The sequence below is a fragment of the Actinobaculum suis genome, from assembly GCF_900102025.1.
GTDB lineage: Bacteria > Actinomycetota > Actinomycetes > Actinomycetales > Actinomycetaceae > Actinobaculum > Actinobaculum suis.
Genome location: NZ_FNAU01000001.1, coordinates 1 through 23,859, shown reverse-complemented (window position 1 = coordinate 23,859; position 23,859 = coordinate 1). Strand labels below are relative to the sequence as shown.

21 protein-coding genes and 1 tRNA gene are annotated in these 23,859 nt (G+C 55.4%); 18 read left to right on the top strand and 4 right to left on the bottom strand.

What is annotated here, in order from left to right; all coding sequences use genetic code 11:
- Positions 1-55: 55 nt before the first annotated feature.
- A complete protein-coding gene (locus BLT47_RS00110; protein WP_074660559.1) occupies positions 56-1,228 on the top strand; it encodes an N-acetylglucosamine-6-phosphate deacetylase in 1,173 nt (390 codons plus the stop codon).
- Between the two features lie 235 nt (positions 1,229-1,463).
- Here the strand turns inward: BLT47_RS00110 and BLT47_RS00105 are convergent, their stop codons facing one another.
- The gene (locus BLT47_RS00105; RefSeq protein ID WP_074660556.1) at positions 1,464-2,267 is read right to left on the bottom strand and encodes an IclR family transcriptional regulator; all 804 of its coding nucleotides are present in this window, start codon (positions 2,265-2,267) and stop codon (positions 1,464-1,466) included.
- A gap of 473 nt (positions 2,268-2,740) precedes the next feature.
- On the opposite strand from BLT47_RS00105, the gene dapA reads away from it, so the two are divergent.
- The 3 genes from dapA (at position 2,741) to BLT47_RS00090 (ending at position 7,493) form a co-directional block, all read left to right on the top strand.
- The gene (gene dapA, locus BLT47_RS00100) at positions 2,741-3,622 is read left to right on the top strand and encodes a 4-hydroxy-tetrahydrodipicolinate synthase (RefSeq protein ID WP_074660554.1); all 882 of its coding nucleotides are present in this window, start codon (positions 2,741-2,743) and stop codon (positions 3,620-3,622) included.
- 260 nt (positions 3,623-3,882) lie between these two features.
- On the top strand, positions 3,883-6,162 hold the full coding sequence (murJ, locus tag BLT47_RS00095; protein WP_256332470.1) for a murein biosynthesis integral membrane protein MurJ: 2,280 nt from the start codon (positions 3,883-3,885) through the stop codon (positions 6,160-6,162).
- 86 nt (positions 6,163-6,248) lie between these two features.
- Positions 6,249-7,493, top strand: a complete 1,245-nt coding sequence (locus BLT47_RS00090) for a carboxylate--amine ligase (protein WP_074660551.1) — start codon at positions 6,249-6,251, stop codon at positions 7,491-7,493.
- A 46-nt stretch (positions 7,494-7,539) separates the two neighbouring features.
- On the opposite strand, the gene BLT47_RS00085 is transcribed toward BLT47_RS00090, so the two are convergent.
- Positions 7,540-8,841, bottom strand: a complete 1,302-nt coding sequence (locus BLT47_RS00085; protein ID WP_074660549.1) for a lipid II:glycine glycyltransferase FemX — start codon at positions 8,839-8,841, stop codon at positions 7,540-7,542.
- 133 nt (positions 8,842-8,974) lie between these two features.
- Here BLT47_RS00085 and BLT47_RS00080 point away from each other — a divergent pair, with 133 nt between their 5' ends.
- Together BLT47_RS00080 and BLT47_RS00075 are read left to right on the top strand one after the other, a co-directional pair.
- Complete coding sequence (locus tag BLT47_RS00080) at positions 8,975-9,334, top strand: hypothetical protein (protein ID WP_143021718.1); 360 nt, start codon at positions 8,975-8,977, stop codon at positions 9,332-9,334.
- Between the two features lie 119 nt (positions 9,335-9,453).
- A tRNA-Asn gene (locus BLT47_RS00075) sits at positions 9,454-9,528 on the top strand.
- Between the two features lie 122 nt (positions 9,529-9,650).
- On the opposite strand, the gene BLT47_RS00070 is transcribed toward BLT47_RS00075, so the two are convergent.
- Positions 9,651-9,956, bottom strand: coding sequence for a YerC/YecD family TrpR-related protein (locus BLT47_RS00070; protein ID WP_049619025.1), 306 nt, complete (start codon positions 9,954-9,956; stop codon positions 9,651-9,653).
- Positions 9,957-10,247: 291 nt separating this feature from the next.
- Between BLT47_RS00070 and BLT47_RS00065 the strand changes: the two genes are divergently transcribed.
- The 11 genes from BLT47_RS00065 to BLT47_RS00015 all read left to right on the top strand — a co-directional run bounded on the left by BLT47_RS00065 (position 10,248) and on the right by BLT47_RS00015 (position 21,291).
- On the top strand, positions 10,248-11,168 hold the full coding sequence (locus BLT47_RS00065; RefSeq protein WP_141670149.1) for an ATP phosphoribosyltransferase regulatory subunit: 921 nt from the start codon (positions 10,248-10,250) through the stop codon (positions 11,166-11,168).
- Positions 11,169-11,182: 14 nt separating this feature from the next.
- Positions 11,183-11,788 carry an ATP phosphoribosyltransferase gene (gene hisG, locus BLT47_RS00060; RefSeq protein ID WP_065415145.1) on the top strand — a complete coding sequence of 202 codons (606 nt, stop codon included), beginning with the start codon at positions 11,183-11,185 and terminating at the stop codon, positions 11,786-11,788.
- Complete coding sequence (gene hisD, locus BLT47_RS00055; RefSeq protein WP_074660544.1) at positions 11,785-13,083, top strand: histidinol dehydrogenase; 1,299 nt, start codon at positions 11,785-11,787, stop codon at positions 13,081-13,083. Before hisG ends, hisD begins: the two co-directional genes overlap by 4 nt.
- A 58-nt stretch (positions 13,084-13,141) precedes the next feature.
- A complete protein-coding gene (locus tag BLT47_RS00050) occupies positions 13,142-14,122 on the top strand; it encodes a pyridoxal phosphate-dependent aminotransferase (protein ID WP_065415176.1) in 981 nt (326 codons plus the stop codon).
- A gap of 142 nt (positions 14,123-14,264) precedes the next feature.
- On the top strand, positions 14,265-14,984 hold the full coding sequence (gene hisB, locus BLT47_RS00045; protein ID WP_083329943.1) for an imidazoleglycerol-phosphate dehydratase HisB: 720 nt from the start codon (positions 14,265-14,267) through the stop codon (positions 14,982-14,984).
- Positions 14,981-15,685 (top strand): 1-(5-phosphoribosyl)-5-[(5-phosphoribosylamino)methylideneamino]imidazole-4-carboxamide isomerase, encoded by a 705-nt coding sequence (locus tag BLT47_RS00040; RefSeq protein ID WP_074660543.1) that lies wholly within the window; start codon positions 14,981-14,983, stop codon positions 15,683-15,685. The genes hisB and BLT47_RS00040 overlap by 4 nt, the downstream gene beginning before the upstream one ends.
- Positions 15,686-15,991: 306 nt before the next feature.
- On the top strand, positions 15,992-17,584 hold the full coding sequence (hisIE, locus tag BLT47_RS09225; protein WP_176764459.1) for a bifunctional phosphoribosyl-AMP cyclohydrolase/phosphoribosyl-ATP diphosphatase HisIE: 1,593 nt from the start codon (positions 15,992-15,994) through the stop codon (positions 17,582-17,584).
- A 99-nt stretch (positions 17,585-17,683) separates the two neighbouring features.
- Positions 17,684-18,406: an HAD family hydrolase gene (locus BLT47_RS00030; protein WP_176764458.1), complete on the top strand. Its 723-nt coding sequence runs from the start codon at positions 17,684-17,686 to the stop codon at positions 18,404-18,406.
- A 422-nt stretch (positions 18,407-18,828) separates the two neighbouring features.
- A complete protein-coding gene (locus tag BLT47_RS00025) occupies positions 18,829-19,470 on the top strand; it encodes a TetR/AcrR family transcriptional regulator (protein ID WP_049619020.1) in 642 nt (213 codons plus the stop codon).
- Between the two features lie 606 nt (positions 19,471-20,076).
- Positions 20,077-20,568 carry a peptide deformylase gene (gene def, locus BLT47_RS00020; protein ID WP_049619019.1) on the top strand — a complete coding sequence of 164 codons (492 nt, stop codon included), beginning with the start codon at positions 20,077-20,079 and terminating at the stop codon, positions 20,566-20,568.
- A 216-nt stretch (positions 20,569-20,784) separates the two neighbouring features.
- Entirely contained in the window at positions 20,785-21,291 is a 507-nt protein-coding gene (locus BLT47_RS00015; protein WP_049619018.1) for a DUF3145 domain-containing protein, read from the top strand.
- Positions 21,292-21,461: 170 nt separating this feature from the next.
- On the opposite strand, the gene fucO is transcribed toward BLT47_RS00015, so the two are convergent.
- A complete protein-coding gene (gene fucO / locus BLT47_RS00010) occupies positions 21,462-22,613 on the bottom strand; it encodes a lactaldehyde reductase (protein WP_074660540.1) in 1,152 nt (383 codons plus the stop codon).
- Positions 22,614-23,076: 463 nt separating this feature from the next.
- Between fucO and BLT47_RS00005 the strand changes: the two genes are divergently transcribed.
- Positions 23,077-23,859, top strand: a 783-nt coding sequence (locus BLT47_RS00005; RefSeq protein ID WP_320753523.1) for an enolase-like domain-containing protein, incomplete at its 3' end; no start/stop codon positions are given.

Genomic DNA, 23,859 nt, shown 5'->3' with positions numbered 1-23,859 from the left:
TAGCGAGGCATTACCGCTACACCAGGTGATGCCGCAAAGCGCAAGGAGGCGCCGAATGCCGGCAGTGCGTGGCCGAATTGTTTGCAAGCATGAAATCGTGGAGGACGGCGTCGTCGCCTGGGAAGCAGACACAATCAGTTACGTGGGGCCTGCGCGCCCTACCGACGCGGACCTTGCCCCTTCCGATAACTTTATTCTCCCCGGTTTAGTAGACGAACACGTACATGGCGGCGGCGGAGAATCCTTCCCAGACGCCGTAAACAAGGAAGAAGTGGCCCGCGCCGCCCACGAACACATTCGCCACGGCACCACGCGCCTGGCCGCCACCCTTTCCACCATGGAACTTGACCGCATGGAGTTCTCTGCCGGTCTACTTGCTGATGCCTGCGATACCGGGCTGATTTCCGCTATTAATATCGAAGGTCCTTTCCTCTCCACAGAACGCGCCGGTGCGCAAAACGGCTCCTTTATTACCGGCCCGGATATATCAGCGGCCGCCAGCCTGTTAGAAGCGGCGCGCGGGTACGCCTGGTCGATGACGGTGGCCCCGGAACGAGAAGGAGCCGCAGAACTCGTCCGCTACCTGGTGGAACAAGGCGTAACCCCCGGCTTTGGGCATACCAATGCCGACGCCGCCCAAGCCCGGCACATGCTCGAAATTGCGGTAGAAGCCTTTAAAGCTACCGGTTCGGATCGCCGGCCCGTCGCCGTGCATCTTTTCAACGCTATGCGGGAGGTAATGCACCGCGCCCCGGGGCCGGTACCCGAATATATTGCGGCCGCAGCCTGCGGAAACGCAACGATAGAACTCATTGGGGACGGCGTGCATATCGCCCCTTCTTTGGTGAAGAACCTGGTGGACGCGCTCGGCCCGAACCGGATCAGCCTCATCACAGACGCGATGGCCGCCACCGGAATGGAAGACGGCACCTACGAACTCGGCGGTATTTTGGTGCATGTGGCCGAAGGCGTGGCACGTTTGCGGGGCGGCAACCTGGCCGGCGGCACCTCGCACCTGCTTGACGTAGTACGAACCACCTGGCAAGCCGGCGTTGCGCTACCCGATGCGGTAACCATGGCCTCAGCCACGCCGGCCCGCGTGATCGGACTCGAAAAACACGGGGAGCTACGCCCCGGCAATATCGCCGATATGGTAATCACCAATGGGCAACTAGAACCGCTCGCGGTCTACCGCGACGGCGAAAAATTCTCTGGCTTGCACGGCTGACCAGTTGCTACGGCTGGCCAATTGCTACTGCTGACCAGTTGCTAGGGCTGGCCAGCTGCTACTGCTGACCGGTTGCTGCGGCTGACCAGTTGCTACGGCTGGCCACCTGGTTACCGGCCGCGGCTAGCGCACAGCAGATGCGGAATTGGCGGTATTCGTACCTCTAGCGGTTTGGCAATATTGGTAGTTGCCGCACTCGGTACCCGCGCTCCTGGCGCGCCGCGCGAGAGGTACGTTAAGCGACGTCGGTAACGGTACCGGTACCGACGCTGGCGATACCGGTACCGGCGGAAGGCGCACCCAGGGCAGTGGAAATCTTTTGCGCGGTAGCAATCACCTGCGGAGCAAGCTTTTCTAAATCAGCAAGCGAGTTTTCCATGGCCAGGGAAGTAAGGGACAGCCCATGCGTAATCTGACCGGTATGCGATCTAATCGGCGCGCCAATACAACGAATCCCCGGCACGTTTTCCTCATCATCATAGCTATAGCCGCGCTCGCGAATAGCTTGTAAATCTGTGCGCAAGGCCTGCGCATCGGTGTGCGTATTGGGAGTTTTTGGGCTCAAGCCCGGATCGCGCAAATACCGGCGCAGTGCCCGCTCCGAAAAACCGGTGAGCAAGGATTTGCCAATAGAAGTGGAATGCAAAGCCAAACGGTCACCAATGCCGGAAGGAATACGGTACGGCGCGTCCCCATTCACGATCGCAATATAAATAGCTTCCGTGCCATTGAGCGCGCCCAAATGGATCGTATAACCGGTAGCCGCTGATAGTTCTTCCATAAACGGCAAGGCAATCTTCGAAATGTCGATGGATTCGAAAGCCGTGCCAGCCATTCGCAGGGCGGAAGGGCCCGGCAAATATTCCCCATCGGCGGTAAGCGTTACAAAGCCATAGTTGAGCAAGGTTTGTAAAAGACGATGCACCGTGGATTTAGAAAGCCCGGTAGCGGTCACAATATCTATAAATCTACTCTCCTGCATGGCCGCAATAAGTACCATTAACGTCTTATCTGCGGCGGTGAGTTTTTCCGCTGCCATAAAGCTACCGACCCCTTCCCGTGTTACGTATCCGTAACTACATCGCCATTTCAGCTTACTCTCGTAGTCCCTTGCGCTTATCTTCTGACAGGACTAACATTCAAATCACAACTTAAATAGAACTCGGTTCCGCCCAGTGGAACCATGTCGGGGTGAAGTTATGGGTTTGTCTTTCAATAAGGTTGGAAAGGGCGATTCGAGAATTCCAATGTTGTAACGAATAACGTGCAAATAACTGTGTGAATCCGCTTAGTTTGGCCGGTAAAAGATAGGATCCACAAGAGATATATTGGCGCGCTAGGAGAGGGCGCGCCAGATAGCCTGCCGTAAGCTGGGCTGCACCGCACAGCTTACGGCAGGTACTTTATCAGCGCAGCCTGCGGGCGCGAGCTGAGAGCTTGTAGACGCGAGTTAGGTGCCTGCGGCGCGAGTTGAGAGTCTGCGGGCGTGAGCTGAGAACCACTGGAGGAAAAATGTTTGCAGGAATCTACACGCCGTCAATCACGCCGCTCCGGAAGGACGGTTCGATTGATTTGGAGAACTGGGAGAAGCACGTTGATCACCTGATTGCGGCCGGAATCAACGGCGTTTTGCTGTTTGGATCAATCGGGGAGTTTTATGCTTTTACGGTAGAGGAAAAGCAGGAAGCCATCCGTCATATGACCAAGCACGTGGCTGGCCGCACGCAACTTTTGGTGGGTACCGGTGGTACTAACCAGGAAGAAGTCATTGCGCTTACGAATTATGCCGATGAATGTGGTGCCGACGCCGCGGTGATCGTCTCCCCGTACTATTTTGGCCCTTCCGAAGAAGTTGCCGAAAAGTATTTCTCGGCTATTGCCGAGAATACGAAGCTACCGATCCTGCTCTATAACTTCCCGGATCGCACCGGTTCAGATTTGACGCCGGAACTCGTGGCTCGGCTCGCCGGCAAATATGAATCAATTGTGGGGATTAAAGACACCGTGGATAATGCTTCCCACACGCGGAAAATTGTGCAGGCCGTCCATCCGATCCGGAAGGACTTCTCGGTGCTTTCCGGTTATGACGAATATTACCTAACCAATCGGGTGAGCGGCGGCGCTGGCATTCTTACCGGAATGACGAATGTGGAGCCAGAAACCTTTGTGGCCATGCATCGCGCCTATGAACGCGGAGACTATGCGATTGCCATCCAGCAGGCCACCCGGGTAGCAAATCTAATGCGGATATACGATGCTTCCGATCTTTTTATCACGGCCATTAAAGCCGCGGTTAAAGTGAAGGGTTTGCCGATTAACACTGTGGCGAAAGAACCCGCCCTGCAAGCCAGCGCGCAGACCGAGGCCGCGGTGCGTGACATTCTGGAATCTTAGGCTGAAATCTTAGAACCATGGAGCAAAAATCCGAGATGCGTGAATAATCCGGAAGGCTGGTGCCGGCAATAGTGGGCACGGCTTTCTAGCGAGCCCGCTGCCCGCACGCGCCTGGGCCAGACTAACCGGCCCATACGAGAGCATCGCCTGGATTGCCGCTGCCCGCACGCGCCGTGGCAAAGAATGCTGCAAGGCGAAGAGGAAGGGTTGTACATGCCGTGGTTTTTCGTGCCCGCCAAATCCTGCGATAGCATCAACGCATGAGTGATAGGCCGAGTAGAGGCACTCGAAAAGGCAGGCACTTTTCCGATGATGCGGGGATGCGTCCGTGGGCAACTTACCCTTCGATGCAAGAACCCACCGGCTTGCAACCCAATCCTGGGGCCGCAGATTTTATTTCTGGTTTGACCGGGGAACTACCGGTTATTCGCCCTGAGGGGCCGGGTTCATCGGCGTCGAAGCGCCCCGCACGTCCGTCCAATAGGGTACGCCGTGCCGCTCCACCGCGCCCAATTCGTGATACGCGCGTACCGGTGGAGGAAGCCCCAGAAGATCCGAGCGCCACACGCACTTTGCCCGCCTTGCGTTACCCGGCCGGCCCGGAACGGCAAGAAACTCAAAGTTCGCGCTACCAGCCAACAGACGAAGTAACGGACGCCCAGATTGCCTGGCAACGCCGGCGGCGAGCCCAGCGCCGCGCGGCCTGGGAAGCGGCCCAACAAGAAGCCGCTGCCCGGGAGGCCTCCCAACACGCGCACGGCTACGGCGAACCCTACGCAACCACAGAGGCTTATGAATACGATGCGGACTACGCCTATCACGAGGATTACGAATACGGCGACGCCGATGCACATGCGCAAGTAGGCACCGAAACCGAGCAACCGGAAAAGAAATCCGCTGCCTATAACTCTTTCGTCATGTTTGTGGGTACTTTGGTCTCCCGCGTGCTGGGGCTGGTTCGTAGCCCGATCCTATTGGCCGCGGTAGTGGGGCTCACTAGCCAAGCCGGTAATGCTTTCAATGTGGCTAACAAACTGCCCAATCTGATCTACATGATTATTGTGGGCGGGATCGTAAACGCGGTACTCGTCCCACAAATCGTGCGGGCCACGAAACGCAGTGACGACGGCGGGCAAGCCTATATCAACAAGCTTTTGACCATTGCCATCGTGGGTCTGGGTGCAGTGACTGTCGTTATTACGGCCGGTGCACCATTCATTGTGAAAATGATGGCCGCCACGATGGACGATGATTGGTATCACCTCACCGTGCAATTCGCCTATTGGTGTTTGCCGCAAGTTTTCTTCTACGGCATGTATACCGTAATGGGGCAGGTGCTGAACGCACGGGAAAGTTTCGGGCCGTATATGTGGGCGCCGGCGCTCAATAATGTGGTGGCAATCGCGGGTTTCCTCGCCATTTTGGCGGTGTGGGGGCCGGTTACCCCGGCTGACGGGGCAGATCCGAGTGCCTGGACAGCGCAACGCGTAGGCGCGATTGGTGGCATATCTACATTGGGAATCGCCGCCCAGGCCATTATTTTGGTGTGGCCGCTGCGGGCATCAGGGATCCGTTTCCGTTTCGATTTCCGCTGGCGTGGTTCCGGTTTGGGAGCAGCTGGCCGGGCTTCATGGTGGATGGCCCTCACCATGCTCGTATCCTTTATTCCCACGGCAATTACTTCTAATGTGGCAGCCGGGGCTTCGGCCCGCGCCGAACAGGCCGGGATGGACCTGCAAACCGTGGCCGGTAACTTTGCCTATGACACCGCCTACACGATCTATTCGATTCCCACTTCTCTATTCGTGGTTTCCATTGCCACCGCCGTTTTTACCCGAATGTCTAGCGCGGTAGCGGAAGGGGAGATCATACGCATGCGGGAAGATGTGGAACGTACCTTAAAAGTTGTTTCCACCATCATGTTCTTGTGTTCGGTAGGCCTGATCGTGCTTTCCGTACCGATCTCCCGTATTTTTGCCCTCACTTCAGCCCCGCAAGAAGCTGTGACTTTAGCACGGGTAGTGGCCGCAATGTCCATCGGCTTGACCGCGATCGGCGCCGTGCAGGTGCTAGACCGCGTCTACTATGCCTTCGAAGATACCCGCGGAGCTTTCTGGGTGAATCTGCCCTTCCAGATTGCCGGCGTAGTCGGATTCTTCCTGTGCGGTTTCCTGCCCCCGCAGTGGGTAGTAGTCGGCGTGGGGGTAGTGATGTCCGCAACTAATATTGCCTGCACTTTTGTAATGTTGGCAAAACTAAGCCCGCGGGTTGGAGGCTGGAACTATCCAGATCTACTCACATTCCACCTGAAGCTCGCGGTGGTTTCGGTTAGTGCCATGCTGGGCGGGTTCTTGGTGCTCCGGTTATTTGGTCCGCTCTTCGCCCCCATATCCCTCGGCTCGGCTTTCGGAGCGCTGATAGTTGGGGGAGTTGCAATAGTGGGGATCTACCTTGCACTCATGGCTATTTTGCGGATGGACGAAGTTCGCGTTTTCTGGGATCTGGTACGTAAAATCCTCAGTAAGTTGAAGAAGAGTTAACTGCAATTCGGTTGGGCCTGCGGGCGCGGTTGGTACAGAAATAGCCACGCCACTGGCGAGCTTTGCGTATTCAAGGAGGAAACAAGGTGCGGAAGACGCGGAATATCTTGCCCGTCATCTTCGGAAACGAGATTGAGGCCTATAGCTTCGCGCGGCTATTCCATGAAACTGCGGGGCTGAAAAGCCTGGTGATCGCACCTTTCGCGCGCGGTCCAATCAATGATTCACGGATTTTGGAAACCCGGATTGTGGGCCGGCAAGCCCTGAAAGACCCGGAAAAAACGCTGGCGATTTTCGATTCCCTTTCCCGCGAGTTTCCAGACAAGTTCCTCATCGCCCTCATTAACAGCGACGAAGGGGTGGAACTGATTGCTGGGAACCGTGACCGGATTGCTTCGCGGTGGGCGTTGCCGTATGCGCCCCTGGCCGCGGTCCATACCGCCAATTCCAAACCGCAGATGGCCCGCGTGTTTAGCGAACTGGGCTTGCATGTGCCGCAAATTCGTACGCTAGAGCTTTCCCGGCCGGGCACGTGGATTGCAGAGCTTACGGAAATGATTTTCCCGGTGGTGCTCAAACCTGCCGACGGTACCGATTTGGAAGGAAACTTTGCTTCCGGGCTTGCAAAAGTGGAACCCTTCACTGATCCGGATGCGCTGGTTCGTAAGCTCGGAGAATTGCATACTGCCGGGGTGCGGGTGCCGGTTATCGTCCAGCAACTAATTCCCGGTGACGATACTACCCAGTGGGTGGTAAACGGCTATATAGATGCGTTAGGGGAGGCGACGGCGGCCGGCTCGGGCCGCGTACTCCTCGGCCTGCATAGTCCCAACTATCTCGGCAATGCGGGTCTGATTCTCACGGATACCGCCGGCCGGCTCGTGGAGGACGGAATCCGGGTAGCCCAGAAAGTGGGGTTGCGGGGCTTTTTCTCCTTCGATGTGAAAATCGATCCGCGAGATGGCAAAGAATACTGGTTGGACCTCAACCCGCGGGCCGGGCGCGGCCACTACTATTTGAAAGTAGGCGGCGTCAACCTGGCCCGGGCCGTACTAGACGATATGTTCAATGTGCGCGGCAATAGGCAGCGGATCACGCAAGAAAAAATCTTCGCCATTATTCCCTCACAACTCGCAAATGAAACGTACATTCGCGATCCAGAACTCTTGGCCCGCATCGAAACCATACAGCAGGAAGGGGGCGTGGTTGACCCGCTAGACTACCCGGCCGATCGAAATATGAAACGCCTGGCCTACCGGGCCATTCACGGGGCCCGGGAAATCAAAACCATGCGCACCTACTATCCCGAACCCACAGATACTGGCTTCTAGCGTGCCTTGATGACGCTTCTAAAACCCGCCGCGCGCCAGCAGCGAACTATTCGAGGGCACCGAGCGGGCCGGCAAGCGTCGAAAGCTCTAGGGTGTATGTGCCAATGAACTCTTCGATATTGCCGTGCAGGTTTCGTTTGTATTCGAGCACGGCGGCGTCGGGTGCGGAATCGTCGAAGATGCCAGAAACTCCGAAGGTGTTGTAAATCCGGATCTGGTTCTCGCACGCCCAGCGCAAGAGAGCCGATTCGAGCGGATAGTCCCGGTTGAATAACCCGAAATCCTTATTGAAGCCACGCAAAAGCTGTACGAGTTCATCACCGCAACGGAAAGCTAGCACTCCCGCAAAGGCAATCCGCCCGGGCCCGTAGGTATCCAGTAACTGCGAGATTTGCGCGATCCGCCGCGTGGATGCCTGCTGCTGGTTGCGCAGTTCTTTCAAAGCGCGAGTTTTCTTGCCGGTAGCGGGTGGTTCTTCCAGCTTGGCAATACGGGTCTCTAGATCCTGCAAATCGGCTTGCAACTGGGCTAAGTATTCTTCTGGATTCGCATAGGCCAAGCCAATAAAAGCTTTCTGCGGGCCCATGGTTGCCAGGAGGTCACGGTACATTTGCGCGGAGGAACCAGATAGTTCTTCCATGTCGGTGCGCTCCCGGCTCGCCTCGTATAGCTTATGGAATACATCCCAGTTTTCGGCGCCGCTAAACTCTACCTCGACGCCGTAGCGGCCGCGATGTTTTACCTGCCGGCGCATCGTGCCGCGGAGGGTATCGGCAACCTCAGGGAAACTCTTCCCGGCAATATCTTTCGTGTACAGGTAGCGGATGGGAATATCCGGCTGGTCATAAAACTCTTTCGTGGTGCGTACAAAGCCCTGGGAGGTGAGGAAATTGTGGACGGCCTGGCCTTGCTCGCTCTCCGCAGTCTTTTCAATGTCTTCATAGTAAGCTTTGGCAACCGGCGGATTTATGCGTAAACTCACCACATTCTTGCGCGCGGAAAAATGCTTTTCCAGTTCCGTAAAGAAGAAGCGCACCAGAGGTTCATTATCCCAATCAAGTACCGGGCCGTAAGTGATTATGGCGCGCCGGAAAAGCTTGCGCCAGGGTTGGTAGTACACCAGGGCAGTAGCCACAATTTCGCCGTGCGCACCGGTAGCCGGGTTAGCCGATTCGGCCGAGCCTCTTTCGCGTACCGCAAGGTATTCGATCTGTTTCTCATCGTGACGGCTCATCACCTGCCCGTATTCGGGAAGTTGCGGGAGCAGAAAACGGTAGGACCCGCGGCTTACCTGGCTGGTAACTGCGTTGGCATAGGCCTCTTCCGATAGTGATACAAATTCGAACATAATTCCTCGTTGTGTACAGAAAATCGACTAGGACTACCTTAGGGGAGTGTTGAAAGCTTGGGTCGAGGTATTGCATTTGGCGAAGTTTGCAAGGTCCAAATTTGTCCTCGTCTAAGCGGGCTATGCTGACCATATGTGCGAAAAACCTGGAAAGAAAAAAGAGCGTACGCCGCTTATGTCTCCCGAAGCGGCGCAAGCCCCAGCCATGCAAGAATTTGGCGATAAACCGGCGGGTGATAAACAGGCGGAAGAGAAAACAGAATCGAGTATGACCCCGGAGGAAATTGAAGAGATGAAGCACGTAATGCGCATGCGGCTGCTGATCGCCTTCGTGTTTGGACTAGTTTTGATGGTCTTGCTTTTCTTTGCCGGACGCATGCTACGCGAGCACATTGATTCCGCCGCTCTTGGGGGTGACCTTTCTCTCTACTCGTATGCGGTGCAGGCGAGTGCGAGCGGGGATAGCTTCCCTGGGCCGGCTCGATATGGCTAAAACGCGGCGAAAAATCGGGGTGTTAGAAAAGGGGCCTCGAAGCGGGGAGGGGTGATGCGGGCCGGAATTGCCGGTTTGGTTTTTTCGGCCACCCCTGCTAGAGTAATTACTCGTTGCGATCCCGCATAGCTCAACGGCAGAGCATCCGACTGTTAATCGGAGGGTTGCTGGTTCGAATCCAGCTGCGGGAGCCAAATAAAACCCCGGAAACACCTCGAAGAGTGCTTCCGGGGAAAATGTTTTAACCCGCAAAATGGGGCCAAAAGGTAATAGGCGGCCGCGGGCGTTTAGCAGCCGCGGCCAGGCCAGCCTCTCTTTACGGCAAAGTACCTTCTTCTTTCAAGCGGGAGATTACCGTCCGGTAGCCGTTAGATCCGTATTCCAAGCATCTGTTTACCCGGGAAATGGTGGAAGAAGAGGCCCCGGTAGTTTTTTCGATGTGGGTGTAGGTTTTGCGTTGGTCCAAGGCGATTGCTACCTGGAAGCGCTGCTTCATGGAGAGGATCTCGTTGATTGTGCACAGGTCATCAAAGAACTGGTAGCACTCTTCAATGTTTTTCAGGCTGAGGATTCCGGCGAAGAGCTTATCGAGCTCATCGTCGCGTAACTTGTCATTGTTCATCGATCCACTTCATTTCTCACTGGTCTGTCAACTGGTCTGTCAACTGGTCTGTCAACTGGTCTGCCAAAAGTATTGTCCATGCCCGCTTACATTCGGCGTCGTCGTCACCGAAATGTGAGCTCTCCGATACAGGATACCGGCGAATGGGGTTTGCGTTTCCGGTACAGGGCCGGTAACGTAACCCCTAACGCTTTAGCGAGGTGAAGCGCTAGAGCGGTACGAGATTAGAGCATAGCTTCGGTGTAACGGTACGCGGCATAGGAACCGCGGGGAAGGAAAGAGGTGAAAATCATGCAGGCACTCAGACGCGAACAGGAGCTCATGGCAGCTTACGCGGCGCGGCTGGAAGGTGAGGGATATGAACTCATGAACCTCAACCTAGTGGAGCCCTACCATGAGGAAGATAAGCTTTACCATCCTTCTACTGTGGTCTACGCACAAAGCGGGCGCCTGTATTCGCTGCGCAGTGACTGGACGTGGTCGCTCATAAAATATCGGCAGCGGTACCGCATGCGCAGTAGCCGCGTGGGATACGTGGGGCCGGTGGTCCGCGGCACGGGTTCGTATAACCAGGCCGGGGTGGAGCTGTATGCACCCGCGCCGGAGGATATTTATCCCTGCCTGCGTTGGCACGTCGATTTCCTCAAAGAGTGGACCGGGCAGAACCTGGATCTGGTGGTGGTCAATGACGAATCACTCCTCAACCTGTACTTGGAAAGCTCTGGTTTAGGGAAAGAAACCGCCGCCTTGGTTTATGAGAAGAACCTTTCCCGGCTGGCGGCTTCCCTGGGCTGGGATCACCCACTTACGCGCGTACTCAAAGGCAAAGTGAGCGAACAGTTTGCGCAGATTCGCACGGACTTTCCGGAAAGCCCGGCCCTTGCTTGGTTGGAGAAGCTACGGGATGCTTTGCGGGTAGATACGGAAAGAGTGGTACTGGATTTGTCTTTCCGGCCGCCGCAAAAGTATTACAACGGGTTCTTCTTCCAAGTAATTGGGCCGCAAGCGGAAGTTCTCATGAGTGGCGGTTCCTATCGGGACGGTTTTGGGATCGGAATTTCACTGGGCGCGCTTGCCAAAGCGGCGGTACTGCCAGCAAATTCGCCGGCGAATACCAGTGCAAGCACAGGTTTGCACGGGCCCGCCCGCGCAACCGCCCGCGCTACCGCAAGCTCGGCCCCAAGCACGGACGCCAATACGCAGGCACAGTAACCGGGAGGCACACGATGATTACGGTCGCATTATCGAAAGGCCGGCTTTTGAAAAGTTTCCTCGCCTTTTTGGAGGCGCAGGGTTTAGACGCCTACCGGCAGGCTCTAGAAAACCCGGACCGGGCCTTATACGTACAGGTCGGGCCGGTGCGATTCTTGTTCGCTAAGGCATCAGATGTGCCGACGTACGTTGAAAACGCGGTGGCAGATTTGGGGATTACCGGGTTGGATCGGATTAGCGAAAAACGCTACGACGTGCTCAATGTGCTAGAGCTGCCTTTTGGTAGGTGCCGCCTGAGCCTGGCCGGCCCGCCCGGCGTAGAAGAATTTCGCCGCATAGCCACTTCCTATGATCATTTGGCTTCCCAATACTTTTTGAATCAGCGCCAAGAGGTGCAGATTATTCATCTGAGCGGTTCGGTAGAACTGGCCCCAATTCTGGGCCTGGCAGACGGCATTGTAGACATTGTGGACTCCGGCGCCACCCTAAAAATGAACGGGTTGATCGAATACGAAACGATCATGACTTCCACCGTCTGCCTCGTAGCGAATAAACGCACCTATTACACAAAAGAAGATGAGATTTACGAGTTCATGAACCAGTTAGGAGTAATCGGATGAACGCGGCAGAATTTTTAGCCCAGTATCAGGCCACCGGTTCGGCCACCGATCTGGAAGTAATGTCTAATACCCTGGCCATTTTGGAGGACGTAAAAAAGCGCGGGGATGCGGCCTTACGCGAATATACGAGCCGTTTTGACGGGGAAGAAGTAGCGGATTTCTTGGTTCCGGAAGCCCAGTTGCAAGCTTCGTGGGAGGGGCTAGAACCGGAATTACAAGAAGCCATGGTATTGGTGCGTAACCGCATCGAAAACTATGAGCAGCAGATCCGGGAAAAGAATAAGGATCTGGGGGAGATTTCCTATGTACTTAACCCGGTGCAACGCGTGGGACTCTATATTCCGGGTGGTACCGCCCTGTACCCCTCCAGCGTGCTCATGACGGTAGTAGCCGCCCAAGTAGCCGGAGTAAAAGAGTTTTATGCGGTTACCCCAATGTTCGATACGAATAACATAACTTTTGCCACGCTGTACTTTTTGGGTATCAAAAATGTTTACCGGCTGGGCGGCGCGCAGGCTATCGGCGCCCTAGCTTACGGTACTCAAACTATTCCCAAGGTGGACATGATTGTGGGTCCCGGTAACGCCTACGTGGCGGCGGCGAAACGCATCGTTTACGGGGAGGTAGGTATAGATTCCGTGGCCGGCCCTTCGGAAGTGCTGGTGTATACCGATGGGAACGCGCAGGTCGACGACGTCGCCTATGAAATTCTGGCGCAAGCCGAACACGATGTGGATGCCCGCACGTATCTGCTCAGCGAATCTGCCGATTTTGCCGCTAAAGTGAGCGCGCGCATCGCGGATTTGGTCGGCGGGCAAAAACGGGCGCAGATTATTGCTGCCTCTTTGGAAAACTGCCACTACACGGTGGTAGACAGCCGGGAAAACTTGCTGGAAGTGGCAAACCGAATCGCGGCCGAGCACGTCTCCGTGCTGGTCGCGCCGGAAGACGCCGCAGAAATTGCGGACGCGATCACCTACGCCGGGGCGATTTTTGTGGGGCCTTATGCACCGGTGGCAATCGGTGACTATATTGCCGGGCCTTCCCACGTACTACCTACGGCGAGTGCAGCCCGATTCTCTAACGGTTTGAATGTGAATTCTTATTTGCACGGCCACGCGGTAATTCAGCTCGGCGCTAGCACCTATGCCGATATTGCTCCGGCTGCCAAACGGATCGCCCGGGAAGAGGGCCTATTCGCCCACAAAGCATCTCTGGCAATCCGTGAAAAGCGGGCTGCCGCAGAAGCAGCAGAAGCCGCAGTAGCTGCGCAAGCCGCAGAAACCGCGCAGTAGGCGCGCTTGCCACGGTAAGTTGACAACACAGTAGCGTAGGTGGTTTTCCGTGATTTCTATGGATAGGAATACTTCTCCCGTAAGCCCTTTTACGGCAGAAGATTTTTTGCGGGCCGCGCGGGAAACTCCCGTGCAGGCCTATCCGCAGGGCCAAGCAGAGCGTTTCAAAGCGGCCTATGCGGCCTACTACGAGCTTGATCCGGCCGGTATGGAACTTGCCAATGGTTCCGATGAGTGGATCCAGAAAGTTATTTTGACGCTGGGCGGGCAAGGCGTGGTGTTCTTTGCCCCGGATTTTGGCATGTACCAGCAGTATTGCGAGGATTTAGGCCGGGCCTACTATCCGGTACCTGCCCGTGAAAACTTGGCCTGCAAAATTGCGGATATGCAAGAGGTGATAGCCCGGAAGCGCCCTTCGCTAGCGATTATTTCCTACCCGCATAACCCTACCGGTGCGGTGTATTCGGCGGATGAACTAGAAAACCTGGCACAAAGTATGGCCGCGCAAGGCGGGTGGTTAGTAATCGACGAATGCTATGTGGAATTCGCGGCCGAATACCGCCGGCCTAGGGATGCGAATGTGATCTATTTGCGCACGCTTTCTAAGGTTTATGGCATGGCGGGCTTGCGGCTGGGGATCGCGTTGGGCCGCGGCCAAGCTTTCCAGCGTATCTGCCGGGTAAACCATCCTTATCCGGTGAACTCGCTGGTCTTAAATCTAGCGGCCGGATTTTTTGAAGACCCGGGGCGAGTACGCGAGTTTGTGGACTATCAACGAGCCAGCCAAACCCGGCTCAAAGAGGCCTTCCAAAAGGTAGCAGACCTGGTCAAAGTGTTTCCTACGCAGGCCAATTACGTGCTTACTGGCGGGCCGCGGGCCGGAGAACTAGCAAACTTTTTGGCCGCTCAGGGTTTCCGGGGCCGCACTTACGGTGAAGATCCTCTGTTGGCGGGGTATGCCCGCTATTCCGTGATCCGTCTAGAAGAATATCCGGCCTTAGAAACTGCACTTGCCACGTGGCGTAACACTTGCGAATAAAACCAATATGCGGCAATACAACCCGTTTCTCAGAATACAAGCCGGTAGCTGTAGCTCGGCAGCTACCCCTAACCACACAGTCCCAACCGGGCTTTCCAGTAACTACTAGCTAACTGTCCGCCCTACCAGAAGGAGAAAAAACATGAGCGAGAAAACAGCCACCACGCCTGCCGCCAACACATCCGCAGCAGGCACATCCGCCGCAGGCACGCCCGAAACCGGCGCGTCAGTAACTCGGGCGTCCGCAACCGGCACGCGCGCAACCGGTACGCCGTCGCCGGGCGTTTACTACCAAGAACGCAATACTTTGGAAACAAAAATTCAGGTGACGATTGACCTGAACCGGGATTTCCAAGAGTCAAAAATCAACACCGGCATTGGTTTCTTTAACCACATGCTCACTCTTTTCGCTTTCCACTCGCAAACTTATCTGGACGTCCAAGCCGATGGCGATCTGGAGGTCGATGGGCATCACACCGTGGAAGATATCGGAATCGTGATGGGCGAACTAATTCGGCAAATCTACAAAGATCGCGGCTCCTATCAGCGCTATGGCAGCTTCTACATGCCTATGGATGAATGCTTGGCCCGCGTGGTGATTGATCTTTCGGGCCGGCCCTATCTGGCCATGGATGCCGAGTTCTCCCGCGATACCGTGGGCCAATTCGCCACTGAACTAGTGCGCGAGTTCTTTTACGCGCTGGCGATTAACGCGCGCCTGACGCTCCACATTGACCTCCTCAAAACGGGAAATACCCACCACGAAATCGAAGCGATTTTCAAAGCTTTTGCCCGAGCCTTAAAAATTGCGCTGGCACCGGCGAGTGGCGGGGTGCCGTCTTCAAAGGGTGTGATCCAATGATCCAGATTATCCCTGCTATTGATGTTATTGATGGTAAATCGGTACGGCTACGCCAAGGCGATTATGAGACCAGCCAGGAAATGGCGCTCCAGCCGCGGCAAGCCCTAGCCTTTTACTCTCAGTTTTCGCAGGTAACTCGGATCCACGTGGTGGATCTAATAGGGGCACGCGAACGCAGCCCGCAGCAAGCTCAGTTCATTGCTGACCTGGCCGCGCAGTCTACGTTGCCATTGCAGATCGGGGGCGGGCTACGCAGCGCGGCAGACCTGGAGTATTACGCGCAGGCTGGCGTTTCCTATTTCATTGTGGGAACGCGGGCGATCACTGACCCTAAATGGTTGGCTGCCATGGTCAAAACTTATCCGGGCCGGATCTTCCTCGGCTTGGATGCGCGGGAAAACCGGCTCTACATAAACGGGTGGACGCAAGCTTCTGCACACACTTTTGAGAGCTATTTGCCGCTCGTTGAAAATCTAGATTTGGCCGGGATTATCTATACGGATATTGCTCGGGACGGGATGGAAAGCGGACCAAATGTGGAACGTACCGCCGCCTTGCAAAAACTCACCGACCTGCCGGTGGTTGCCTCCGGGGGAGTGCGTAGCCGTGCCGACCTGGAATCTCTAGCGGAGGCCGGAATAGGCCAGGCCATTGTAGGAAAAGCCGCGCATAGCAAAGAGTTTTGGCGCGAAATCCGCTAGCGCATTTCTCTGCGCAGTTTTCTGAACTACCGGCGGATTTGTAAACCACTAGCAGCTTCCGAAACCATTAGCGGTTCCCGAAACCATCAGCGGTTCCCGAAGCCATCTGCGGTTCCCGAAGCCACGGGCCGTTTCTCAAAAAATAGCAACAGTTCCCGAAGTTCCCAATAGTTCTACAAACCACCATCGGCTCCCGCATACGGAAACCGAGAGTAGAAGAAGCACTCAAAGTACTCGACGTACTTGAAGTACTCGGCGTACTGAAGCACTCGAGTCCCGAACGTACAAGGCACAAGAGGTATTAGCGTGAAAAGAAAGATTGTTCCCTGCCTGGATTATGAGGCTGGCCGAGTAGTCAAAGGTATACAATTTCAAAACCTGCAAGACCAAGGCGATCCGGTAGAACTTGCCCGCCGCTATGCCGCGGCTGGAGCTGATGAACTCGTATTCCTTGACATCACGAAATCTCGGGACGGCCACCCCTTCGCCCTGGAAACAATTCGCGCTATTCGCGCGGCTATCTCCATCCCACTTATCGTGGGCGGCGGAATCCAAAGCCTTACCGATGCGGCCGCAGTGCTAGACGCCGGAGCCGATAAGGTCTCCATCGGTTCGGCGGCGCTGCGCAACCCGGCCCTCATTACCGAAATCTCCCGCCACTTCGGCAAAGAACGCGTGGTGGTAGCGATCGACGTCGGCCCGGCACCACGCCCCGCAACTTCCGCAAATCCCGCGGCAAATACAGACAGTAGGGGCGAGGAAAACTCGAGCGGCGCAGGTGACGTGAGCGCTGCAGGTGACGTGAGCGACGCAGGTGACGTGAGCGACGCAGGTGACGTGAGCGATACAGGTGACGTGAGTGGCACAGGAAACGTGAGTGGTGTAGCAAGGGCAAGCGGCGCGGAACCGGTGGTATACCTCGGGGGAGGGACGAAACCGACCCAAATCTCTGCTCGTGCTTGGTGCCGGCAATGCGAGTACTTAGGCGCCGGCGAACTGCTCGTTACTTCCATCTCCCACGACGGCACGAAAAATGGTTTTGACCTGGAGTTTTTAGGGCAAGTCTCGCGCGAGCTTGCGGTACCGATTATTGCCTCGGGTGGGGCTGGTTCCATTGCAGATTTCGTGGACCTGTTCACCAAGACGCAATGCCAAGCTGGCCTGGGCGCTTCCGTCTTCCACAACGGAAGCATTGATATTGCCGCGCTCAAAGCTGCGCTTGCGCAGGCCGGAATCGAAACCGGGGGTGAGCCGCGGGCCGGTTTACGCCCCACTCGTGAACCCGATTTCTCGCGCGGAAACGGACTGCTCCCCGCCGTCGTACAAGATAACCGCACGAACGAAGTACTCATGGTGGGTTATATGAACGCCGAATCTTATCGGCGCACGCTAGCTGAAGGGCGGTGCTGGTTCTATTCGCGCTCGCGGCAGACCCTGTGGATGAAGGGCGAGACTTCGGGGAATGTGTTGCGGGTGCGAAGTATTGCGGTGGATTGCGACGCCGATACGTTACTTGTACGCGTGGAAGCTGCCGGCCCCGCCTGCCATCAAGGCACCGTTTCCTGTTTCGAACAGGAGTATTTCGAGATTGGAACTTTGGAAGAAACCGTGGAACAACGTTTCGCCCACCCCCGGGAAGGTTCCTACACGCAATACCTTGTGAGCGAAGGGCTGGATAAGATTCTCAAAAAATTTGGCGAAGAAAGTACAGAAGTGATTCTGGCGGCAAAGAATCAAAACCGCGCAGAACTCGTTAATGAAACCGCCGATGTTTTGTATCACTTGCTGGTGCTTTTGCGCTACCAGGGAGTTGACCTTGCCGCAATATACGCGGAATTAGCGAACCGGCACGGTACGAAACAACAATTCCAGAAACGCCGGGACATCACGCAGTGGTAGGCGCGGTACTAGACCGAGAGTGGCAGGCACGCAAAGCTGTAAACAAATTGCCGCAGGCACGCAGGAAACGCTACTAAAACAGATAAGGAAGGGATGCCCGTGATTAAGGGTGTGCTTTTTGACAAAGATGGAACGCTGCTGGAACTCACGATTGAAGAGCCAGCGCGGCAACTTGTGGAGGAGGCGATCGCCCAGGCAGGGCTAAATGAAACGGAGGCAACAAGCTTCCGAGAAAAGATGGGATTTGTGGGCGGGCGTTTACAACTCAACTCCCTGATTGTGGCCGGATCGATTGGCGAGCAGGCGGCCTGCCTCGCCCCACTCTTAGGGCGCTCGTTCGAGCAAACTGTGCAATACGTAGATGACCATTATCGGCGGGCCGCACTGGAAGAGAATATTGTGGATCGGCTTATGGATGGGGCCACTGAGGTAGTCAGGGAACTTGCCGGCCAAGGTTACGTATTGGGGGTGGTGACGAATGATCACCACGAGGCAACTAAACAAATTCTGGAGGAAACCGGTTTGGCACCTTACTTTTCTTTTATTGGTGCGGCGGATCGTTTCCCGGCCAAGCCCCACACGGCTTCCCTAAACGCGTTTTGCGAAAGTTTTGCGCTGTCTGCACAGGAGGTGGTGTACGTGGGCGATTCGGCCGTCGATATTGAATATGCACAATCTACGCGCGCGGCAATCGGCTTCGACCTCGGGATGGGCGGGCAGGAATACCTAGAAAAAGCGGATTATGTGATCACGCATTTACGGCAAGTACCATCCATCATTTCTGAACTCAATGCGCAAGAAACAGCTAAACAACACCCCTAATAGCATCAATTAGCAGGGGCGATGTACATAATTGTGGCGGCGCTATGATAGTTTTCATGCGCCGCATTTTATGCTCCACAGATATGAGATAGTGGGAGGAAATGGGGTAAATAAGCGGCAAAGCGACTTCCTCTTGCGGAAGACGGCGTGTCGCAAAAAGTGAGATTTAACCAATTAGTTAGATCGCCTTCAGTTGAAAGATCAGTTAACGAATGGCGCAAAATGGCCGCAAAACACTCATTAACGTGTACGCTAGAACTTTGGTAGGGGGTCAAGGGCGGATTGCGAGCGGTGATCTAATACCGATTGTGATAACTCTGCTACGGGTATGCTGAGCTGACGAAGATGTTTAGTAAGCAGCCCCAACGGGCTCACGCCAAAAGACATTTCGATACAGGTCATTTAGCGGAGGGATGAGACCGATGCCAAAAATCCAGGCACCGACGGTGGAGGAACATCGTAAACTAATTTGGAGTCGAATCAAGTCCGCGTTTGAGCAACTTCTCCTGGAGGAGCCATACACGCGGATCACCATGGGTGACGTCGCGAAGAACGCAGGCATAGCACGCAATACTTTGTATAACTATGTTTCGGATAAAGCGGAACTGTTCGCACGGGTTGCGGCAGACCATCTGTCTTTGTCCCAACAATTGGATCATATTGCTTTTAACGAGGAAGAAAAGGTCTCAAACCGGCTCCGCCAGATGGTGGATCTTCTGTTTGATTCCTATGCTGCCGATGCTCTTGCCAAGAAGATCTACTCGGTAGCACTCGCGAATTTGCGTACTAATCCGAATTTGCGGGACTTTCCGGCGGTGCGCCGACTCTACGGTACCGCCGTGGCAATCGTGCGGGCCGCGCAGCGCGAGCATGTGATTTCAGTAGAAGGCGATCCGGAGCTGGTAGTGCGATTGATTTCCGGTCTGCTGGTCAATGCGCTCACCATCGTGGAGGAATCTCCCGAACGCACGGACGAAGTGCGCGATGTGCTCTACTCCTTTATGGACAACACATTCTCATCGAAGCAGAGCCGCCACAGCGATGCGGCGGGCTCCGCAGAATAGCGCTCTCACCAGCGCAATTTCCTAGCTTGCTGCTTTCCGCCGGGATCCTAATACCCCGCCGGAAAACAGGAATTCAAAAAACGGCGTAGAGAGGCTCGTGCTCATCAATTTGCGAGCCGTATCCCCGTATAGAGTAACGGCCCGGGTGCTAATAACCCGGGCCATATTTAAACCGGGGCCGAATTTAAACCGCGGCCGAATTTAAACCGGGGCCGAATTTAAACCGGGGCCGAATTTAAACCGGGGCCGAATCTAAGCCGCGGCCGAATTTAAACCGGGGCCGATCTATATCTGTGGAACCCCAGCTCGCTGGCTACCAGATTTAGCCGATCGGCCTAAGAATCGTGCCCGGCTAAACCAGTTTAGCCACAAGAGCTTCCCGCCGCGCAGCGTTACTGAGCAGGTGACTCCCGGCTAGCGGCGTCGAAGAAAATAAAGCGCCGCCGGAAAGGTGAGACTGCTGCCAAGAGGAGGAAGTGCTGCCAAGAGGAGGAGTGCTACCAAGACTGGGGAGTGCTGCCAGGACTGGGGAGCGCTGCCAGGAAGATAGGCAGACCACTGTGGCCTGCACCTGGATCGCGGGCGCGGGTGTGGAAGAATAGATGCATGGCTTTTCGTGAAATTCGAGTGATCGGCGATCCCGTCCTGCGTACCCCGTGCGAAGAAATTCGCGAGATTGATGCGGGGGTAAAGCAGCTGGTGGAAGATCTGCTAGAAAACGTTGACGACGACGGACGTGCCGGGCTCGCGGCAAACCAGATCGGTGTTTCCCTTCGGGCTTTTTCCTGGAATATTGACGGCGAGATTGACTATATTCTCAATCCGCGGATCGTCGCCCTTTCCGAGGATGAATTCCAAGATGGCGATGAAGGGTGCCTTTCGGTACCCGGGCTATATTTCCCCACGAAGCGCGCTTGGTATGCCCGGGCGGAGGGGATCGATCTAGACGGAAAGAAAAAGATCGTAGAAGGCGAAGGACTCATGGGCCGCTGCATCCAGCATGAAGTGGACCATTTAGATGGGCACATCTATATTGATCGGCTTTCTAAAGAAGTTCGGAAACGGGCGATGCGGGAAATTCGCGAGTTGATTCTTTAAGGCTTACCTTGGCCCTATGTGCTGCGGCGGGTCTCCGGGCCGGCAGTACTGGGGCCTTTTTAAATTTAAGGCACATCTTTTAGGTTGCCGTAAAGAACGGCCAAAGGGCCTGTTCCATAATGCGGTTGCGCCGGTATAGTAAAAAACCAGCAGTGCCATATGCATTCCTGCAGGTCGGGTAGCAAGGGGAAAGCCACCCAGACGCAGGAGGTAACAATGGCTGAAAAACACGTCACACGAGGCGTCATATTCATTCATTCGGTAACTCCGGCCGTTCAACCGCATGTTGAATGGGCGGTTGCTTCTGTGCTCGGTTACGAGCCCCACTTCGAGTGGACGAAGCAACCGGCGCTACCCAATATGAGCCGGTCGGAGGTTCCCTGGACGGGGGAGATCGGTACCGGCGCGGTGCTCGCTTCCGCCCTGAACGGGTGGGAGCACTTGCGTTATGAGATCACCGAAGATGGAACTGGGATTTCCGAGGGCGGAAGGTGGAGTGCCACACCCGGTCTCGGTATTTTCTATGCCCAAACAGATTTGGCGGGCAATGTAGTGATCCCGGAAAACCGGGTGCGAGCCGCAATTGAAGAAGCCGGTAATGATCCGATAGAACTGCGGCGTCGCCTAGACCTTGCGCTCGGCCAGGCCTGGGACGATGAACTCGAACCCTTCCGTTATGCCGGGGCGGGCGCACCGATCCGCTGGCTGCACCGCGTGGGATAAAAGTACCGGGCGTGCACGTAACTAATCGAGCCTGCTCGGAACTAATAGGGCCTGCACGTACGCCAAACTCACCTGGCAATAAACTTTATGCGTTTCCCGATAATTGCCAGCAAAAAGCGCCTGGCAGGCAAGGAATACTTGCGAGGCAGGCGCTTCCGAGCGGGAAATGTTTACAAGAGGGATGCGTAGATCGCGCGAATATCTTCCAAAGTGGCGGGGCGGGGATTGCCAGGCGTGCAAACGTCCGCATAGGCGTCTGCGGCCAAATCATCGAGTCCCGCTTCGGTTACTCCCACTTCCGAAATCTTGGTGGGATTACCCAGCGCCTTCGTCAAGTTCGCTACCGCACTAACAGCTTCCTCCCGTACGGTTTCCAAAGGACGCGAATAAGCATCGGCAACTCCGAAAGCATCAGCAATATCCCGATACTTTTCACCCGTGTACTCCTGGTTATAAGCCATTACCGGGGCCAATAGAATCCCGTTTGCCACGCCATGCGGCGCATCGTAACGCCCACCCAAAGGATGGGCCATGCCGTGCACCAAGCCCAGGCCTACATTTGAATACCCCATACCGGCGATATAAGAAGCGTAAGCCATCTTTTCTAAGGCCTGCGAATCACCGTCAGCGGCCGGCTGCAAATTCTTGGCAATCATGCGGAAAGCCTTTTCGTGAACGGCGTCGGAAAGCTCCCAAGCACCGGGCGTAACGAAACCTTCGATCGCGTGGGTGAGAGCATCCAAACCGGTAGCGACCTTCAAGGAGCGGGGCATACCGTCCATCAGATCCGGATCCACAATCGCCATTACCGGAATATCATGCGGGTCAACGCACACAAACTTGCGCTGCTTCGCGGTATCCGTAATCACGTAGTTGATCGTGACTTCCGAGGCAGTGCCAGCCGTCGTGGGGATACCAATAATCGGAATTGCCGGATTTTTCGTGGCGGCCGTTCCTTCCAGCGAGACCACGTCGGAAAACTCCGGATTGGCACCAATAATGCCGATCGCCTTCGCGGTATCTTGCGGGGAACCACCACCGATGCCGATGATTACATCGGCCTGGGCAGCGTGTAAAGCCTCCACTCCGGCCTGCACATTTTCGACCGGGGGATTAGGAACCACGTCCACAAACACGGCGTAAGCAAAATTCGCGGCTTCCAGTTTCGTGGTGAGCTGGGCCAAAATCCCTGCTTCTTCCACTCCCTTGTCCGTCACCACGAGTGCCTTCTGGAAACCGCGCCGCTCCAGTTCAGGAACCAGATTATCGAGAGCGCCCCGGCCGAAATAGGCCGTCTGATTGAGAATCATTCGGTACGTCATAGTAGGTTTATCCTCCGCTTGAGTGTTTTACGGTGTGTCTTTGCGGTGGTGCTTACGTATGCGCACGCGTGTGCGGTGAATAAGTACGGACGACGCCGCTGTGCGCACCGCACACGTTTTCACCACGCGCACTTTCATGGTAGCTAGCACCCGCATAGAAAATCGACGGACCAAAGTAGTGATTTCTCAACTCGTGAGATTGTGGGTCAACAATTGGGATTTCGCGTGCGAATGGCAATAGCCGGGAGGTGTGTTCATCCTGGCGGAAGGCTTGTAAACAAGGCCTGTTCATTTGCAAAATTGCAGGATAAAAGTGCGGATTCGGAAATCGTATACGGTTCGAGACGATAGTTCTATTGCGATTTGATTATTTTGGGAATAGTATCCAATACATGGGATAACCCGATGTGGAGTTTATTCCATTGTGCTTATGCATTGCCAGGAACACAGCAAAGGGGCTTATATGAGCAAGATTGTAAGTATCAAAACATATGATTTTCGTTTCCCCACTTCCGCCACTCTTTCCGGTTCGGACGCTATGAATCCGGATCCGGATTACTCTTCTGCATATGTGGAAGTGAAAACGGATGCAGATGATGGCATTACGGGAGTAGGGTTCGTATTTACCATTGGCCGCGGTAATGATGTGGTGTGCGCGGCGATCGATTCCATGGCGCACAACTTGCTCGGGCAGAATACAGAAGACTTGCTCGATAATATGCGCCGGGCTTGGGATCTGTTGGTCGGCGATTCACAACTACGCTGGCTGGGCCCGGAAAAGGGCGTCTCCCACATGGCAATTGGCGCTTTGCTTTCCGCGCTTTGGGATATTAAAGCTAAACGCGCTGGGAAGCCGCTCTGGCGTTTGCTTGCAGACATGGAGCCAGAAGAACTGGTAGCTACCCTTGATTTCCGTTATCTTTCGGATGCGTTACGGCCGGAAGAAGCTATTGAGTTCCTTACCGATGGGCAGCGCGGCAAGGAAGAGCGGATTGATAATCTGCTCCGCAATGGTTACCCCGGGTATTCTACCGCGGCCGGCTGGCTCGGATACTCGGATGAGAAGATGGTTTCCCTGTGCAAAGAAGAAACGCAGGAAAAGGGCTTCAAGCTGATTAAGCTCAAGGTGGGTCGCAATGTGGAAGACGATAGGGCCCGACCCCCGGAAAGTGGACATGGGGGTGGTGTTTATGCTGCAAGGTCAAGTGTAGCTGACGCGTGTTTTTCGAAGGTGTCTGGGGCCTGG

Excerpts from the sequence above, each read along its gene's own strand:
- BLT47_RS00110 (WP_074660559.1), top strand. The coding sequence starts at position 56 with ATGCCGGCAGTGCGTGGCCGAATTGTTTGCAAGCATGAAATCGTGGAG.
- BLT47_RS00105 (WP_074660556.1), bottom strand. The coding sequence starts at position 2,267 with ATGGCAGCGGAAAAACTCACCGCCGCAGATAAGACGTTAATGGTACTT.
- dapA (WP_074660554.1), top strand. The coding sequence starts at position 2,741 with ATGTTTGCAGGAATCTACACGCCGTCAATCACGCCGCTCCGGAAGGAC.
- murJ (WP_256332470.1), top strand. The coding sequence starts at position 3,883 with ATGAGTGATAGGCCGAGTAGAGGCACTCGAAAAGGCAGGCACTTTTCC.
- BLT47_RS00085 (WP_074660549.1), bottom strand. The coding sequence starts at position 8,841 with ATGTTCGAATTTGTATCACTATCGGAAGAGGCCTATGCCAACGCAGTT.
- BLT47_RS00080 (WP_143021718.1), top strand. The coding sequence starts at position 8,975 with ATGTGCGAAAAACCTGGAAAGAAAAAAGAGCGTACGCCGCTTATGTCT.
- BLT47_RS00070 (WP_049619025.1), bottom strand. The coding sequence starts at position 9,956 with ATGAACAATGACAAGTTACGCGACGATGAGCTCGATAAGCTCTTCGCC.
- BLT47_RS00065 (WP_141670149.1), top strand. The coding sequence starts at position 10,248 with ATGCAGGCACTCAGACGCGAACAGGAGCTCATGGCAGCTTACGCGGCG.
- hisG (WP_065415145.1), top strand. The coding sequence starts at position 11,183 with ATGATTACGGTCGCATTATCGAAAGGCCGGCTTTTGAAAAGTTTCCTC.
- hisD (WP_074660544.1), top strand. The coding sequence starts at position 11,785 with ATGAACGCGGCAGAATTTTTAGCCCAGTATCAGGCCACCGGTTCGGCC.
- BLT47_RS00050 (WP_065415176.1), top strand. The coding sequence starts at position 13,142 with ATGGATAGGAATACTTCTCCCGTAAGCCCTTTTACGGCAGAAGATTTT.
- hisB (WP_083329943.1), top strand. The coding sequence starts at position 14,265 with ATGAGCGAGAAAACAGCCACCACGCCTGCCGCCAACACATCCGCAGCA.
- BLT47_RS00040 (WP_074660543.1), top strand. The coding sequence starts at position 14,981 with ATGATCCAGATTATCCCTGCTATTGATGTTATTGATGGTAAATCGGTA.
- BLT47_RS00025 (WP_049619020.1), top strand. The coding sequence starts at position 18,829 with ATGCCAAAAATCCAGGCACCGACGGTGGAGGAACATCGTAAACTAATT.
- def (WP_049619019.1), top strand. The coding sequence starts at position 20,077 with ATGGCTTTTCGTGAAATTCGAGTGATCGGCGATCCCGTCCTGCGTACC.
- BLT47_RS00015 (WP_049619018.1), top strand. The coding sequence starts at position 20,785 with ATGGCTGAAAAACACGTCACACGAGGCGTCATATTCATTCATTCGGTA.
- fucO (WP_074660540.1), bottom strand. The coding sequence starts at position 22,613 with ATGACGTACCGAATGATTCTCAATCAGACGGCCTATTTCGGCCGGGGC.